The sequence below is a fragment of the Nocardia sp. NPDC019219 genome (genome assembly GCF_040632645.1).
GTDB lineage: Bacteria > Actinomycetota > Actinomycetes > Mycobacteriales > Mycobacteriaceae > Nocardia > Nocardia sputorum.
In genome coordinates this window covers 49250-64713 of the sequence record NZ_JBEYCG010000007.1, presented here as the reverse complement: position 1 = coordinate 64713, position 15464 = coordinate 49250, and the positions used below count along the sequence as shown (strand labels likewise).

Annotated in this window: 10 protein-coding genes; 5 read left to right on the top strand and 5 right to left on the bottom strand. The window is 68.7% G+C overall.

The features are described from left to right. Positions 1 to 18: 18 nt before the first annotated feature. The gene (locus tag ABZ552_RS15445) at positions 19 to 2403 is read right to left on the bottom strand and encodes a SpoIIE family protein phosphatase (RefSeq protein WP_357437761.1); all 2385 of its coding nucleotides are present in this window, start codon (positions 2401 to 2403) and stop codon (positions 19 to 21) included. Beyond that, complete coding sequence (locus ABZ552_RS15440) at positions 2403 to 6935, bottom strand: HAMP domain-containing protein (RefSeq protein ID WP_357437758.1); 4533 nt, start codon at positions 6933 to 6935, stop codon at positions 2403 to 2405. Before ABZ552_RS15440 ends, ABZ552_RS15445 begins: the two co-directional genes overlap by 1 nt. A gap of 378 nt (positions 6936 to 7313) precedes the next feature. Here ABZ552_RS15440 and ABZ552_RS15435 point away from each other — a divergent pair, with 378 nt between their 5' ends. Beyond that, positions 7314 to 7517 (top strand): hypothetical protein, encoded by a 204-nt coding sequence (locus ABZ552_RS15435; RefSeq protein WP_281918160.1) that lies wholly within the window; start codon positions 7314 to 7316, stop codon positions 7515 to 7517. Between the two features lie 204 nt (positions 7518 to 7721). Here the strand turns inward: ABZ552_RS15435 and ABZ552_RS15430 are convergent, their stop codons facing one another. Both ABZ552_RS15430 and ABZ552_RS15425 read right to left on the bottom strand, forming a co-directional pair. Then, complete coding sequence (locus tag ABZ552_RS15430) at positions 7722 to 8645, bottom strand: RNA polymerase sigma-70 factor (RefSeq protein ID WP_357437755.1); 924 nt, start codon at positions 8643 to 8645, stop codon at positions 7722 to 7724. An 80-nt stretch (positions 8646 to 8725) separates the two neighbouring features. After that, on the bottom strand, positions 8726 to 9907 hold the full coding sequence (locus ABZ552_RS15425; RefSeq protein ID WP_357437752.1) for an FAD-dependent oxidoreductase: 1182 nt from the start codon (positions 9905 to 9907) through the stop codon (positions 8726 to 8728). 246 nt (positions 9908 to 10153) lie between these two features. On the opposite strand from ABZ552_RS15425, the gene sigJ reads away from it, so the two are divergent. Both sigJ and ABZ552_RS15415 read left to right on the top strand, forming a co-directional pair. Next, on the top strand, positions 10154 to 11098 hold the full coding sequence (gene sigJ, locus ABZ552_RS15420) for an RNA polymerase sigma factor SigJ (RefSeq protein WP_281879646.1): 945 nt from the start codon (positions 10154 to 10156) through the stop codon (positions 11096 to 11098). 82 nt (positions 11099 to 11180) lie between these two features. Further along, positions 11181 to 12365: an FAD-dependent oxidoreductase gene (locus ABZ552_RS15415; protein ID WP_357437749.1), complete on the top strand. Its 1185-nt coding sequence runs from the start codon at positions 11181 to 11183 to the stop codon at positions 12363 to 12365. 56 nt (positions 12366 to 12421) lie between these two features. Here ABZ552_RS15415 and ABZ552_RS15410 read toward each other — a convergent pair whose 3' ends face one another. After that, positions 12422 to 13021, bottom strand: coding sequence for a TetR/AcrR family transcriptional regulator (locus ABZ552_RS15410; RefSeq protein WP_357437746.1), 600 nt, complete (start codon positions 13019 to 13021; stop codon positions 12422 to 12424). Positions 13022 to 13115: 94 nt separating this feature from the next. Here ABZ552_RS15410 and ABZ552_RS15405 point away from each other — a divergent pair, with 94 nt between their 5' ends. Both ABZ552_RS15405 and ABZ552_RS15400 read left to right on the top strand, forming a co-directional pair. After that, on the top strand, positions 13116 to 14138 hold the full coding sequence (locus ABZ552_RS15405; RefSeq protein WP_357437743.1) for a saccharopine dehydrogenase: 1023 nt from the start codon (positions 13116 to 13118) through the stop codon (positions 14136 to 14138). Between the two features lie 189 nt (positions 14139 to 14327). Continuing rightward, complete coding sequence (locus ABZ552_RS15400; protein ID WP_357437740.1) at positions 14328 to 15431, top strand: spore photoproduct lyase family protein; 1104 nt, start codon at positions 14328 to 14330, stop codon at positions 15429 to 15431. Positions 15432 to 15464: the final 33 nt, after the last annotated feature.

The window sequence follows — 15464 nt, the reverse complement described above, 5'->3', positions numbered from 1 at the left end:
CCGCGGGGGCGACCGCGGTTATCCGCCGCCCGGCGCGTCTTGACTCGGCCCCACTTGGATGCCCACCACGCAGGTGTCGTCGTCGGTGTCGGCATCGCTGGCGTCGAGCAGGTCGTCCAGACGGTCCTCCAGGCTGCCGGTGAGTTGTGCCGACGTCGTGAGCAACCGGTCTACGCACTCGTCCAGAAGCCGGTCTCGGCGCTCGATGAGCCCGTCGGTGTAGAGCAGCAGAGTGTCGTCGGTTTCCAGCTGGAGTTCTGCTTCTTCGAAGGTCGTCTCCGCCACGGCGCCGAGGAGCATTCCTTTGAGCATGGGCAGGCTGGAGGCCCGGCCCGCACGCACCAGCACCGGCGGCAAGTGGCCCGCGCGGGCCCAGCGCAGCACCCGGGTGTGCGGATCGTAGAGCCCGCAGATGGCGGTGGCGAAGATGTTGTCGGTCAGGTGGTGGGCGACCTGGTTCAGCCAGGTCAGCATCTGGCCCGGGCCCGCGCCCGTGGCGGCGAGGCCGCGCAGGGCGTTGCGGAGCACGACCATGCCGGTGGCCGCCTTGATGCCATGGCCGGTGATGTCCCCGACCGACACCAGGATCTGTTTGGTGGGCAGCACGATCGCGTCGTACCAATCGCCGCCGACCGTGTAATCCTGCTCGGCAGGCCGGTAGCGCACCGCGATGCGCAGCCCGAACGCCTCGATGGACGGCTGCGCGTCCGGCATGATCGCCTGCTGGAGTTGCCGCGCCAGCTGGCTCTGTTCGGCGGCGTGCTGCTCGGTGTGCGCCAGCCGGTCGCGCGTCGCGGACAACGCGACCTCGGTCCAGTGCTGCGCGGAGATGTCCTGATAGGCGCCGCGGACGACGGCCAGGTGCCCCGCCTCGAGGACCGGTTCGGCGACGATCCGGATGTGCCGGGCCACGCCGTCCGGCCGAATCAGGCGGAAGGCCGTGGAGGCCGAGCGGCGGTAGCGCAGCAGGGTACGCAGGAACCGCCCCACCGCATTCGCGTCGTCGTCGTGGACGTGCGCGGGCAGCTGGGACAGCGGAATCGGGTCCGCGGTCGGCGCCAGCCCGTAGAGGTCGAAAAGCTGGTTGCTCCAGGTGATCTCGCCGGTGGCCGCGTTCTCCTCGAATCCGCCGACACGGCCCAGACGCTGGGCGTGTTGTAGCAGCGCCGCCAATCGCGCCGTCTCGTCCTCGACCCGCCATACCACGAGCACGGTGTCTCCATGGCGGCTGATGCTGAGCGCGGCCGAGACGGTGAGCGGCACTTGGTCCACCAGTTCGGTCAGCAAGACCCGGTCGGCACGGTAGGTCTCACCGGTGGCGAAAACGTGCTCGATTCGCTCGAACAGCTGCCCATCGCTCGCGGCCATCGGGTACGCCTCGAGCAGCAGCGCGCCGTTGACCAGGCCGCGGGGCCGGCCGGCCGGGTCGACGAAGCAACTGTTGACGTAGTGAATGCAGAAGTCGACGAGCGCGCCGCTGTCGTCGAGGTGGGGCAGCAGCACGAGCGCTGGGTCGAAAAGGCCGTCCGCGAGCCGCACCAGAAGCGCGACGTCGGGCCGGTCCGGTGTGCGCACCGCGGCCGAGTCCGACTCCAGGGTGTGCGCGCACAGCTCGGCCAACGCCTCCAGCTGCCGGTGCACCGGGGGCGGCTGCGGCGCGAGCGGCTGTGGCCAGCACACCTCCAGCACGCCGAGCAGCTTGCCTCCCGCACCCGCCGGAATCGCCGCACGGCCGCCGTCGCGGGCGCCGATCGACGGGAGCCCGGACCGGCCCAGGTCCCGGATCCACACCGCGTTGCGTTCCACCAGCGCCTGCCGCGCCGGGGTCGCCACCCCAGGCGGAACATACCGCCATCGCTCGGCCTCTTGCGGGCTGATGCCGGCGAAACCCGCCAGGGTCAGCGACGCGTCGGCGCCTGCCGCCCAGATCGCCACGGCTGTGGCGCCCAGCGGCGTCACGGCGTGCTCCAGCACCGACTCCGCCACACGGTGCGTGTCGCCAGCCGCGAGCAGCCCGCTTTCGGCGGTGCGCAACCGCACAGCCGCCGATGGCTCCTCCCGCGTGGCGGTGCGCAGCAGGAACTCTCCGACGACCGCGCTGACCTCGTCCTGGGCCGCTTGGTCGACCAGCTCGGCGGCCAACTCCAGCGGTGTGATGCCCGCTTGCTCCGCGAGGGCGTCGAGTTGCCGCGCCGCCTGCGCGGGTCCGCAGTGCAGCCGTTCCACCAGCACGCCCTTGGCCATCTCGATCAGCGCTCGCCCGTCGGCGGTGGCCTGGGCCTGCTGGATCTGCGCGCGCAACCGCTCCACGGTGGCGGCGAGTCGGTGGACGGCGGGCCCCGTCGCCGGGTGGGCGTTCGCTGTCGTATCGGTCTCCGCGTCGGGGCTGTCCAACTCCGTCATCAGGCACCCAGCCAGTGCTGGATGCACGCGATCAAGGCGTCCGCGTCGACCGGCTTGGTGACGTAGTCGTTGGCACCCGAGGCGAGGCTTTTCTCGCGGTCGCCCAGCATCGCCTTGGCCGTGACGGCGATGATCGGCAGGCTCTCGTACTGCGGCATCTCGCGGATCGTCGCCGTGGCGGTGTAGCCGTCCATCTCGGGCATCATCACATCCATCAGGACCAGGTCCGTCTCCGGATGAGCGAGGAGCTTGTCGATGCCCTCGCGACCGTCCTCCGCGTGCAGCACGCTCATGCCGTGCAGTTCGAGGATGCTGCTCAGGGCGAAGAGATTGCGGGCGTCGTCGTCGATGATGAGCACTGTGCGGCCGGCGAGCTTGCCGTCGAGCCGCTGCGGCGCCGCGGTCGGTGCGTCTTCGCGACGGACCAGCGGCAGCATGTCGCCGGGCGCCTCGGCGGTGACGTGCAGCGCGATCCGTTCCCGCAGATCGTCCAGGCTGGACAGCAGCTCGAGCGGCTGACGCGTGGTGCGATGTTGCAGCAGGCGTTCTTGCTCGGCGTCGAGCCGGCGGTTGTGGACGAGTACCGGAACGCTGCTCAACGCGGCGTCCCCGTTCATCGTCTCCAGGAACCGCAGCGCGGCGCCGTCGGGCATGTCCAGCTCGAGCACCACGCAGTGGAACGCTTCGGCGGCCATCGCCGCCGCGGCTTCTTCCACCCCGACCGCGGTGACGACCTGGACCGGCCCGCGGGGATCGTTACTGTCCGCGAGTTCGGCGACGGCGCTCTGCGCGACCAGCGACAGCAGACCTTGCGGGCGTTCCTCCACGACCAGCAGCCTGCGGTGCTGTGGGGGCGCGGAGGGAGCGGGAGTGCGCTCGGGGCGGTTGTCGGCCCGCGGTGCGTCCTCCCGTTCGCGGGGCGGCGCCTCCTGGAAGTCCGGGCGGGCGACCGGAAGATACAGGGTGAACGTGCTGCCCTGGCCGGGCACGCTCTCGGCGGTGATGGCGCCACCGAGCAGGTAGGCGATCTCGCGGCTGATCGACAAGCCCAGACCGGTGCCGCCGTACTTGCGGCTGGTCGTGCCGTCGGCCTGCTGGAAGGCGCCGAAGATCGACTCCAGCTGGTGTTCGGCGATGCCGATACCGGTGTCGATCACCCGGAACGCGACGGCCGCGCCGTGCTGGCGCACGGCGGCGGGCAGCTCGCTCGCCTCCGCCGGTTCGATCCGCAGCTGCACCGATCCGGTCTCGGTGAACTTGACCGCGTTGGACAGCAGGTTCCGCAGCACCTGCCGCAGCCGCGAGTCGTCGGTGAGCAGGTCCGACGACAGGCCGGGCGCGGTCGTGACATGGAAGCGGAGACTCTTCTGGGTGGTCATCGGCCGGAAGGTGGCCTCGACGTAGTCCAGCAGCTGACGCAACGACACGCGCTCCGGGGCGAGGTCCATCTTGCCCGCCTCCACCTTGGACAGGTCGAGGATGTCGTTGATCAGCTGCAGCAGGTCCGAACCCGCAGAATGGATGATGCCCGCGTACTCGACCTGCTTGGGGGTGAGATTGCGGCTCGGGTTCTGGGCAAGCAGCTGCGCGAGGATCAGCAGACTGTTCAGCGGAGTGCGCAGCTCGTGGCTCATGTTGGCCAGGAATTCCGACTTGTACTTCGAGGCGAGCGCGAGTTCCCTGGCGCGGGTCTCCAGTTCCTGCCGAGCCTGCTCGATCTGCAAGTTCTTGGCTTCGATGTCGCGGTTCTGCATGGCCAGCAGCGCCGCCTTGTCTCCCAGCTCGGCGTTGGAACGTTGCAGCTCTTCCTGCTGTACCTGCAATTCCTCCGACCGGGCTTGCAGTTCGGTGGTCAGGCGCTGGGATTCGACCAGCAGCTCGTCGGTGCGGGCGTTGGCGATGATCGTGTTGACGTTGACGCCCACCGTCTCCATCAGCTGGTCGAGGAAGTCCCGGTGGATGCGGGTGAAGCGGTGCAGGGTGGCCAGTTCGATCACACCGAGGACTTGGTCCTCCACCACGATCGGCAACATGAGCAGATGGACCGGCGCGGTCTGTCCCAGTCCGGAGGAGATGGTGACATAGTCGCCGGGCACGTTCTCCACGGCGATCGTGCGACGGCTGCGGGCCGCCTGGCCTACCAGGGATTGGCCGAAGGCGAATCGCGACGGGCTGCCGGGCTCCTCCGGGCTGCCGTAGGAACTGATCAGCCGCAGTTCCGGCTGCTCCTCGCTGTCGTCGGCGAGGTAGAACGCGCCGAATTGCGCGGAAACCAACGGCGCCAGCTCGTCCATGATCAGCCCGGCCACCACGTGCAGGTCTCGCTGGCCCTGCATGAGACCGGAGATACGGGCCAGGTTGGTCTTCAGCCAGTCCTGATCTTGGTTGGCCTTGGTGGTCTCGCGCAGCGACTCCACCATCGCGTTGATGTTGTCTTTCAGCTCCGCGACCTCGCCGGAAGCCTCCACGGTGATGGAGCGGGTCAGGTCGCCCTCGGCCACGGCGCTGGTGACCGCGGCGATCGCGCGGACCTGGCGGGTGAGGTTGCCCGCCAGCTCGTTGACGTTCTCGGTCAGCCGCTTCCACGTGCCCGAGACGCCTTCGACCTCGGCCTGCCCGCCCAGCCGGCCCTCCGAGCCCACCTCGCGGGCGACGCGGGTCACTTCGGCCGCGAACGCGGACAGCTGATCGACCATCGTGTTGATCGTGGTCTTCAACTCGAGAATCTCGCCGCGGGCGTCCACGTCGATCTTGCGGGTCAGATCGCCCTGCGCGACCGCGGTGGTGACCTGGGCGATGTTGCGGACCTGGTTGGTCAGATTGTTCGCCATGGAATTGACGTTGTCGGTCAGGTCCTTCCACGTGCCCGCCACGTTCGGAACGCGAGCCTGACCGCCCAGCATGCCCTCGGTGCCGACCTCGCGGGCGACGCGGGTGACCTCGTCGGCGAACGCGGACAGCGTGTCGACCATCGTGTTGATCACACCGGCGAGTGCCGCGACTTCGCCTTTGGCCTCCACCGTGATCTTCTGACTCAGATCACCGCGTGCCACCGCGGTGGCGACCTGGGCGATCGACCGCACCTGGCCGGTCAGGTTGGAGGCCATCACATTGACGTTGTCGGTCAGGTCCTTCCAGGTGCCCGAGACGCCACGTACGGTCGCTTGGCCGCCGAGATTGCCCTCCGTGCCGACCTCGCGTGCGACGCGGGTGACTTCGTCGGCGAAGGCGGAGAGCTGATCGACCATCGTGTTGATGGTCTCTTTGAGCTCCAGGATCTCGCCGCGGGCGTCCACCCTGATCTTCTGGCTCAGATCGCCACGGGCCACCGCGGTGGTCACCTGCGCGATCGACCGGACCTGCGCGGTCAGATTGTCGGCCATGACGTTGACCGACTCGGTGAGATCCTTCCAGGTGCCGGAGACGCCCTTGACGTCCGCCTGGCCGCCCAGCCTGCCTTCGGTGCCGACCTCACGGGCGACGCGGGTGACCTCGTCGGCGAACGCGGAGAGCTGGTCCACCATGGTGTTGATGGTGTTCTTCAACTCCAGGATCTCGCCACGCGCGTCAACCCTGATCTTCTGGGACAGATCGCCCTGCGCCACCGCGGTGGCCACCTGGGCGATCGAACGGACCTGCGCGGTGAGGTTGCCTGCCATGAAGTTCACGGAGTCGGTGAGGTCGCGCCAGGTGCCGGAGACGCCCTTGACGTCCGCCTGGCCACCGAGGATGCCCTCGGTGCCGACCTCGCGCGATACCCGGGTCACTTCGTCGGCGAAGGACGAGAGCTGATCGACCATCGTATTGATGGTGTTCTTCAGTTCCAGAATCTCGCCGCGGGCGCTCACCGTGATCTTCTGGCTCAGATCGCCCTGCGCCACCGCGGTCGTGACCTGGGCGATATTGCGGACCTGATCGGTCAGGTTGCCCGCCATGAAGTTCACCGAGGCGGTGAGGTCGCGCCACACGCCGCCGACGCCGGGCACCTCCGCCTGACCGCCCAGGCGGCCCTCCGAACCGACTTCGCGGGCGACGCGGGTGACCTCGTCGGCGAACGCGGAGAGCTGGTCCACCATCGTGTTGACGGTGTTCTTCAGCTCCAGGATCTCACCGCGCGCGTCCACATCGATCTTCTGGGACAAGTCGCCGCGCGCCACGGCCGTCGCGACCTGGGCGATGTCACGCACCTGACTGGTCAAGTTGCCCGCCATCGCGTTCACCGAGTCGGTGAGGTCCTTCCAGGTACCGGACACGCCCGGCACCTCGGCTTGACCACCCAGTCGCCCGTCCGTCCCGACCTCGCGCGCAACCCGGGTGACCTCCGAGGTGAACAGCGACAGCTGATCCACCATGCCGTTGAACACCGTTGCTATCTCGCCGAGCAGCCCGTCGGCGTCGGTCGGTAGCCGAGTGCCGAAATCACCGTCGCGCACGGCCGTCAACCCGGCCAGCAACTGGCGCAACTCGTCCTGGTCCGCGGCCATGACAGCCTGCTCCGCCGCGGCGCGGACAGATGCCGCCGTATCCGTCATGCTCATCCTCGTTCTGCCCCACCCGTATAGGACGCGACACCGCGCACGGCGGGTCGCCGACCAACGGTGCTGTGCTGGCTGCTGAACACGGATGCACCGGCGGCTATGCCCCTGAAAGTATCATCAGCAGACCTATCGCTCAGCATTCATCGAAGGCTTCGAGGAATGACACCCGCCGCCGGCCGGCTACACGGCTGCTGCCCTGGACTGGCGAAGTTGCTCCGAGCCGCCTGACCCGGCGGCGCGACCTTCACCCGCGTGGAACAGGTCGAAACTTCTGCTGCGGAAGGTTTCCCGCGGCGCGGAGGTGCTATTCGGTGAAGTACCGGACACAGTGCCCTGCTGAGGGTTTCGACCAGACTGTTCAAGGAGGATTTCGTGGCCGAGAAGAGCTATCGCTCCGCCGAAACCGGCGAATACGTGAGCGAGGAGACCGCGGCGGAGAATCCGAAGACCACTCTCGGTGAGGATGAGCCGCACGGCGGTGACAACCGGCGCGACCGCTCGGCGATCACCGGGCACTTCGTCAAGCCCGACACCAGCCGCCGCCACCCCGACACCACCGTCACCGAGAACGGCTGACCCACCACACGTGCCAGCGATTCCGTCTCCTGGCAACGGCTCCGGTTCAAAGGGCCTGCAGCGTCCGTGAATTACGTCCGAGGGCTTCTGCCAAGCATCGCTCGGCCATCCCCACCGTGCGGTAGGGGCGGTGCCGGACGCGAGCGACTCCGCGCTCGGAGGGCGCAGCGGCGGGGGAGGAGGCGGCGCGCGAAAGCGCGGTGCTCAGGAGGGGTCGCCAGCCGCCTGGATGCCACCCAACTTCTGTGGATTGACCTGGAAGCGGATGTTCTCGACGTGGCCGGCGTGAATGTCGTAGGTCAGTACGCCGACGGGATAGTCGCCGATCAAGCCGACAATGCTCAACTCGCCGTTGACGACAGCGGATTCGAGGCGAATGCCTGCGGAGACCGGTTTCGCCATGACGCCGAGCAGCCAGCGCGCCACATGGTCGGGGCCGTGCAGCGGACGGCGCGCTGCGGTGACGATGCCGCCGCCGTCGTTCCACAGCGTCACCTCCGGGGCGAGCAGTTCCATGAGGGCGTTGAGGTCGCCGCCGTGACAGGCGGCCATGAATTTCTCGGTGATCTCCTGGCGGGCCGCCTCGTCCGTCTCGAAGCGGGGGCGGCGGGCCTGCATGTGCGAGCGGGCGCGGTGCGAGATCTGGCGGACGGTGGCCTCGGGGCGATCGAGAAAACCGCCGATTTCGGCGCAGGAGTAGCCGAAGACCTCGCGCAGCACGAATACGGCTCGCTCGGTGGGGTTGAGGGTTTCGAGGACGACCAGCATCGCCGTCGACACCGTGTCGGCCATTTCGGTCTCCTCAGCGGCGTTCGGTGCCGTGATCAGCGGTTCGGGCAGCCATGGTCCTAGATAGGTTTCGCGGGTGGCCCGGGCGGATGTGAGGCGGTTCAGGGCGAGATTGGTGACGGTGCGCACCAGGTAGGACTTCGGGTGCTCCACCGAAGCCTGGTCTGCCGCATGCCACTTCAACCAAGCGTCCTGCAGGATGTCCTCGGCGTCGGCGACGCTGCCCAGCATGTGATAGGCGGTGCCGAAAAGTAGCCTGCGGTGTTCGACGAACGGGTCGATCGTCGCGTCGCGCGGCCTGGGCGCCGGGGTCGGCTGGTCGGGTTGGCGATCCTGCATGTGACATCCCTAGCGGTCGGCGGATCCGGCGTCCAGTGGCCGAGAGACCTGTCGGTTCCCCGGCCGCGGACTGCGGAGCATCATGCGGTCTTACGGGTGGCGCGGCCGCCCTTCGACAGCTGCACCGGGAGTGCGAGGTAGCGGCTCATCTTGGCGGCCACCGGAGGGGTGCTGCTGACCTGCTCCTTGTAGATGACCGCGGCCTTGCCCGCGAGGTGCCACCGGTTCGGGGTGTCATCGGCGTTGGTGAACTGGATGACCGCGTCCTTGCGGCCCAGGCTCACCGGCTGGTGGAAGTAGCCGAAGCGCAGCGGCCGCACCGCTTTCCCGCGCAGCAGACGGGCGATGACGGTGGCGGTGTAGTCGGCGGTGACCACGCCACTCTGGCAGGTGCCGTGCAACTGGCCCCATGCCTGTCGCACCGATGCGGCGTCTCCGACAGCGTGGATCTCCGGGTGCGACACCGAGCGCAGGGTGGGGTCGGTGATGATGAGTCCGCTTGCGTCGGTGGCGATTCCGGCCTGAGCGGCCAGCGGCGACACTCGCACGCCGGTGGTCCAGAGGATCAAGTCGGAGGGAACGAGTTCGCCGGTGTCCAGCCGCACTGCGTCGGGCAGTACCTTGGTGACCTTGACCCCGGCCATACGCACCACCCCCAGCCGGTCCAGGGCTCGGTTGAGGTAGGCGCGGGCCTTCTCGCCCATCATGTCGCCGAGTTCGGCTGCGCTGACCAGGTTGACGGCCAGACCCGGGTGCGCCTCGGCTATTTCGGCAGCCGCCTCGATGCCGGTGAGCCCGCCACCGCAGACGGTGACCGTTCCGCCCACGGCGGCGATGTCGCGCAGCCGCTGCGAGAAGCGATGCGCGAGCCGGGGGTCGTCGAGGGTCCACGCGTGATCCGCCGCGCCGGGGACGATGCTCGTGTCGGTGGCGCTACCGAGGGCGTAGACCAGCGAGTCGTAGTAGAGGACCGAGCCGTCGTCGAGGGTGACGATGCGGTCGGCGGTGTCGATGGCGGTGGCCGTCGCCTGGCGGAATTCCACGCCGGTGCCCTTCAGCAGGTCCGGGATCTGGTAGTCGGTCAGTTCCTGGCCCGCCGCGACCTGGTGCAGGCGCAGTCGCTCGGTGAAGCGGGGCGAGGGGTTCACCAGGGTGATGCGGGTGTTCAGCTTGCGGGTGTAGCGGGCCAGCCGAGCCGTGGCGATGAGGCCGGCGTAGCCGGCGCCGAGGACGACGATCTCGTGGGTTGTGGTGGTGTTCATCGCTCGCTCCCTGTGGGGCTTGTTCGTGGGGTCGGCTATGGGACAGGGCAGCCCCGGAGAACGTGACACCTCTTCGATGTGACCTGCATCACTACTTGCTGTGGCATCTGTCCAACAGTCGGAACTTCCGGGACGAGCGGTTTGTCCAGCGAAAACAGGCGGTCGGGGTAGCGCGCGGTGCGTATGTTCACCTGTTCGGTGGTGTGGCCGTTCGCGGCGGCAGCTCGCAGCAATTAACTTCGAGGAATGTTGGTTGGTGACCGTGAGGTCGAGGTGTTCGAGAACTCCAGGCCGCGATTGGAGGCGATCGCGTACCGCCTGCTGGGTTCGGCGAGCGATGCCGAGGACGCGGTGCAGGATACGTTCCTGCGCTGGCAGGCCGCCGACCGCGAGCTCGTCGAGACGCCCGAGGCGTGGCTGACGAAGGTGCTCACGAACATCTGCCTCAATCAGCTCACCTCGGCGCGGTCGCGGCGAGAGGCGTATGTGGGCCAGTGGCTGCCCGAGCCGGTCTTCGCCGGGGACCGGATGCTCGGTCCGGCCGACACTGTCGAGCAGCGCGAATCGGTCTCGATCGCGATGCTCACGCTGATGGAGCGGCTGTCTGCCCGGGAACGCGTCGTGTACGTGCTGCGCGAGGCGTTCGGTTACTCGCATGGTGAGATCGCCGAAGTCCTCGAGGTCACCGAGTCGAATTGCCAGCAGATCTACCGGCGCGCCAAGCAGCACATGGCCGGCGAACGGACTCGCGTGGAGGTAGACGAGGCCGCCGCCCGCAAGATCGTCGACGAGTTCCTCGCCGCCGCACTGAGCGGCAACACCGACTCACTGGTGCGGCTGCTGACCGATGATGCGATCAGCGCGGGCGACGGCGGCGGCGTGGTCTTCTCGCTGCCGGAGCCGATCACGGGCGCGCTGCGGGTGGCGAGATTCCTGCGCCGCCTGTTCGAGCCGACCGCCGCCAAATGGGAGATGATCGGCGGTCGCGCCGCTCTGTTCGCCGCGGTGGTCAATGGCGTGCCCGCGCTGGTGATCGTGGTCGGCGACCGGGTCGTCGGTGTCATCTCCTTGGAGGTGACGACCGACGGCATCGCGGCCGTCCACACCCAGGCCAACCCGAGCAAACTGGTACGCGCCACGCGCCGCTGGGCGATGTCCGGGCATGGGGACCCGCTCCTCGACGTCTGGTGACCTAGATCACATTTCACTTCTGTCAGGGTTCGCGCCGCTGTCCGGTTCAGGTAGCGAACACCACCCAGACAGGAGTGAGACCATGACCCACCGCATCGTCATCCTCGGCGCCGGATACGCCGGAGCCAACGCCGCCGGTCGCCTCGCCAAGCGGCTGCACCCCGCCGATGTCGAGATCACCCTCGTCAACGCCGATCCGGAATTCGTCGAGCGGGTCCGCATGCACCAGTACGCGACCGGCCAGGATCTCGAGCGCCGCGCGCTGATCGACGTCTTCGCGGGCACCGGCGTGCGGGTGCGGCCGGCGCGAGTGACCGCGGTCGACGCCGAGCGTAAGACCGTGAGTGTCACCGACGCCGACGGTCCCGGCGAGATCGCCTACGACACCCTCGTCTACGCCCTCGGCAGCGCCGCCGCCGACGGTGGTGTTCCCGGCGTGGCCGAGCACGCCTACGACATCGCCGGCAAGCAGTCCGCGCAGCGGGTGCGAGACCGTCTGGCAAGCCTGGCCACGGGTGCGACCGTGCTGATCGTCGGGGGCGGCCTGACCGGCATCGAAGCCGCCACCGAGATCGCCGAAGCCCGACCGGATCTGGCTGTCGCTCTCGCCGCTCGCGGCGGCCTCGGGGACTGGCTGAGCGACAAGGCCCGACAGCACCTGCGCAAGGCGTTCGACCGGCTCGGTATCGATGTGCACGAGAACACCGACATCGTCCGCGTCCAGCCGGCCGGCGCGGTCACCGCCGACGGCCGCACGATCCCGGCCCGGATGACCGTGTGGACAGCCGGTTTCACCGTCCACCCGATCGCCGCGGCCACCACCTTGCAGGTGTCGGCGACCGGGCAGATCGTCGTCGACGACACGATGCGGTCGGTCTCGCACCCCGATGTCTACGCCGTCGGCGACGCCGCGCTCGCCCCTGGAGCGAACGGCGATCCGCTGCGCATGTCCTGCGCCTCGGGAGTCCCGACGGCCTACCAGGCCGCCGACGCCATCGCCGCACGACTGACCGGCCGGAAGATTCCCCGCAATGCGATCGGCTACACCGGCCAGTGCATCAGCCTCGGCCGCCGCGATGCCATCGTGCAGTGGGTCACCCCCGACGATCAGCCCAAACCCTCCGCCCTCACCGGCCGGGCGGCCGCGCGAGTCAAAGAGCTCATCTGCAAGAGCGCGGCCTGGAGCATCTCGCACCCGACAATGATGATCCCGTCCCGCCGTCGTCACATCACCACAGCCGAGCCGAGCCACGCGATCAACGCGTGACGCCGCGCCCGCTACGGGCCGTGCCGGACGATCCGGCGGAGTCGCACTGGAAGTCGTCAGGCGCGGTCGGGAAGCGGGTGGGACTCCAGGCTGCCCATGATCATGTCGGTGAGTGCGGTGATCGCGTCGGCGGTGGTCGTGCGGCCGTGGTTCAACTCGATCGCGATGGCCTCGGCCGCGCCCAGGATGCCGACGCAGCGCAACCGCAGCGCCGGGGGCGCCAGGGTCGAGTGTGGCTGGAGTGCGGCGGCCATCAGGTCGGTATAGCTGTCGTACATCTCGCGTTGGGCCGCCTCCATGTCCGGGTTCCCCTTCAGCGCGGCGGAAATCGCGGTGAGCTCCGGCATGTCGGCGGCGCAGGCGAAGTAGACGGCACTGGTGACGCGGGCGACGTCCGTCGCGGTGGGTCCGGCCTCGCGCAACGCTTGTACCGACGCGGCCCGCTGCCGTTCGTCGAGCCGCCGATAGAGGGCGAGCAGCAACCCGGGGCGGGTGCCGAAGTGGTCGTACACGACCGGCCTGGTCACTCCGGCGGCCTCGGCGAGAGTGACCAGGGTGAGGGCGTCGGCGCCGTGAGCGCGCACGACCGACAGTGCGGTCTCGAGCAATTGCTCGCGTCTGGCCTGCTTGGACAGGCGAGGCGGCGTGGTGGCCATCGATCCTCCCTTGCGTTGTCGGCCAAGTTTAGCTACACATTGTATCTACAGAATGTATATACAAAATGTAGTTGGCTGGACGAGGAGTGGACACATGTCGGTACGGTCGGAATCGGTGCTGATCCTGGGCGGTTCGGGGCAGGCAGGGGCGGGTGCTGCCGCGATACTGCGGCGGTGGCATCCGGCACTGCCGCTGACCATCGCGGCACGTGATCTCGCGCGCGCCCAGCAGGTCGCCGACGAATTGGGCGCGGCGACGGCGGTGACCAGCGATCTGGAGCGTCCGGACCTGGGTCTCGCGGCCGATCACGGCTACTCGGCGGTGGTCGCGGCGGTGTGGGACCGCAAGCTGTCGGGACTGCGCTTCGCGCAGGACCGCGGATTGCCGTATCTGAGCATCTCCAGTGGCTTGGTGGAGATCGCGCCGGAGATCGTCGCGGGCGCGCAGCGCGCGGAGGCCGCACCGGTTCTGGTGGCCAGTCACTATCTCGCCGGTCTCGTCGTCCTCGCGTCGTTGGCGGCGGCCGAGCCGTTCGGCCGGGTAGACGCTGTCCGGATCGGCGCCGTGCTGGACGAAACGGACGCGGGCGGGCCCGCGGGGATGGCGGATCTGGAGCGGCTGTCGGCCGCTACTTCGGCGGGATGGCTACGGCGTGACGGCGTTTTCACCTGGCTGGCGGCTGCCGACGCCCAAGCCGGTGTGCGCAGCGTCGACGGTGTCGAAATACCCGGGCAGAGCATCCCCATTCTCGACGTGCCGAGTATCGCGCTCGCCACCGGCGCGGAGGACGTTCGCTTCGACCTCGCGGTCGGGGAGTCCGCGGGCCGCCGCCGCGGCGCATCCGCTTCCACGGAGGTTCGGATCGACATCGAAGGAGCCGACGAGGTGGGCGAACCATTGCGAACCAGCCGCTACCTGGTCCATCCGGCGGGGCAGCGGCCGTTGACCGCGCTCGGTATCGCCCTGGGCGTCGAGCGTTTGCTCGGGTTGCGCGGGCACGCCGTCGCGCCCGGCATCCACACTCCCGAAGCGTTGATCGATCCCCACCACGCGGTCGAGTCGATGCGCGAGATCGGCACCGAGTTCATCGACGTCCAGCCGCTGACACGCCGCTGATCGGACATTCGGCCGATGCCGTGCGCCGTCCCCGCTTCCCTCCGCCCGGAAGGCCGCCGCCGCGGCGATGGTCTGCGGCTGCGGGAATCCGTTCCTGCGCCGCAGTGCGGCGGCTCGTTGCTGTGAGATCGCCGATGCGGAGGTCGCGTGCGTCCACCGCATGTCGGTGGGGTGGGGTAGGCAGGGGGCATGACTCGATTCGTCCCAGCTCCGGACCCTTTCCGGCCCACGGCGGGTCCCCGTTTGCTGGACGTCCGTCGCCTGTGGGCCGAACCGGATGCGCTGGCGAGCCCGCGCGGGCAGCAGGTGCGCGCGCGCTTTCCCGACGCCGAGATCATCACCGTGGCCTCCCATTGGAACATCGACCAGCTGCACGGCAACGCGGGCAATGTCGACCGCTGGATCCGGGTCAAGACCGAGGACCTCGTACTCGGGGTCAAGAAGTCGCTGACGGCCCGGCCGAACGGCCGTTCGGCCGACTGGATCGCACCCTCGACGTCCAACGGCTGCGCGATGGCGTGCGCCTACTGCTACGTCCCCCGCCGCAAGGGTTACGCCAACCCGATCACGGTGTTCACGAACATCGACAAGATCATCGGCTACCTGGAACGTCACGTGCGCAGGCAGGGATCCAAGACCGTGCCGAATCAGTGCGACCCGCACGCGTGGGTCTACGACCTCGGCGAGAACAGCGACTGCTCCGTCGACGCGCTGGTCAGCGACAACGTCGCCGACCTGATCACCGCGTTCGGTGCGTGGCCCACCGCGAAGGCTTCGTTCGCCACCAAGTACGTCAACCGCGACCTGCTCGATCTCGACCCGTGCGGGCGGACCCGGATCAGGTTCTCGCTCATGCCCGAGGCCGACTCGCAGCTGCTGGATCTGCGCAGCACGCCGATCCGGCAGCGCATCGCCGCGATCGACGACTTCGTGGCGGCGGGCTACGAGGTGCACGTCAACTTTTCCCCCGTCGTCGTCCGCCCCGGCTGGGAGGAGGACTGGGCGGAGCTGCTGGAGGAGCTCTCGGACGGTACGGGCGCCGCCTTCAAGGCCCAGGCCGCCGCGGAGATCATCATGCTCACCCACAACGAGCAACTGCACGAGGTCAACCTCGGCTGGCACCCGAAGTCCGAGGAGCTGTTGTGGCGGCCGCAGATCCAGCAGGCCAAGCGCTCCCAGTCGGGCATGTGGAATGTGCGTTATCGCAACGACGTGAAGGCGGCGGGGGTCCGGACGCTGACCGAGCTCATCGCCCAGCGGACCCCCTGGTTGACGGTGCGTTACGCGTTCTGATGACGGACCGGCGGGTGATCGCCCACCCGCTGA

What these genes read in the sequence shown, in the direction of transcription:
- ABZ552_RS15410 (WP_357437746.1), bottom strand. Translation starts at nt 13,021, where the DNA reads ATGGCCACCACGCCGCCTCGCCTGTCCAAGCAGGCCAGACGCGAGCAA.
- ABZ552_RS15445 (WP_357437761.1), bottom strand. Translation starts at nt 2,403, where the DNA reads ATGACGGAGTTGGACAGCCCCGACGCGGAGACCGATACGACAGCGAAC.
- ABZ552_RS15440 (WP_357437758.1), bottom strand. Translation starts at nt 6,935, where the DNA reads ATGACGGATACGGCGGCATCTGTCCGCGCCGCGGCGGAGCAGGCTGTC.
- ABZ552_RS15425 (WP_357437752.1), bottom strand. Translation starts at nt 9,907, where the DNA reads ATGAACACCACCACAACCCACGAGATCGTCGTCCTCGGCGCCGGCTAC.
- ABZ552_RS15405 (WP_357437743.1), top strand. Translation starts at nt 13,116, where the DNA reads ATGTCGGTACGGTCGGAATCGGTGCTGATCCTGGGCGGTTCGGGGCAG.
- sigJ (WP_281879646.1), top strand. Translation starts at nt 10,154, where the DNA reads ATGTTGGTTGGTGACCGTGAGGTCGAGGTGTTCGAGAACTCCAGGCCG.
- ABZ552_RS15400 (WP_357437740.1), top strand. Translation starts at nt 14,328, where the DNA reads ATGACTCGATTCGTCCCAGCTCCGGACCCTTTCCGGCCCACGGCGGGT.
- ABZ552_RS15415 (WP_357437749.1), top strand. Translation starts at nt 11,181, where the DNA reads ATGACCCACCGCATCGTCATCCTCGGCGCCGGATACGCCGGAGCCAAC.
- ABZ552_RS15430 (WP_357437755.1), bottom strand. Translation starts at nt 8,645, where the DNA reads ATGCAGGATCGCCAACCCGACCAGCCGACCCCGGCGCCCAGGCCGCGC.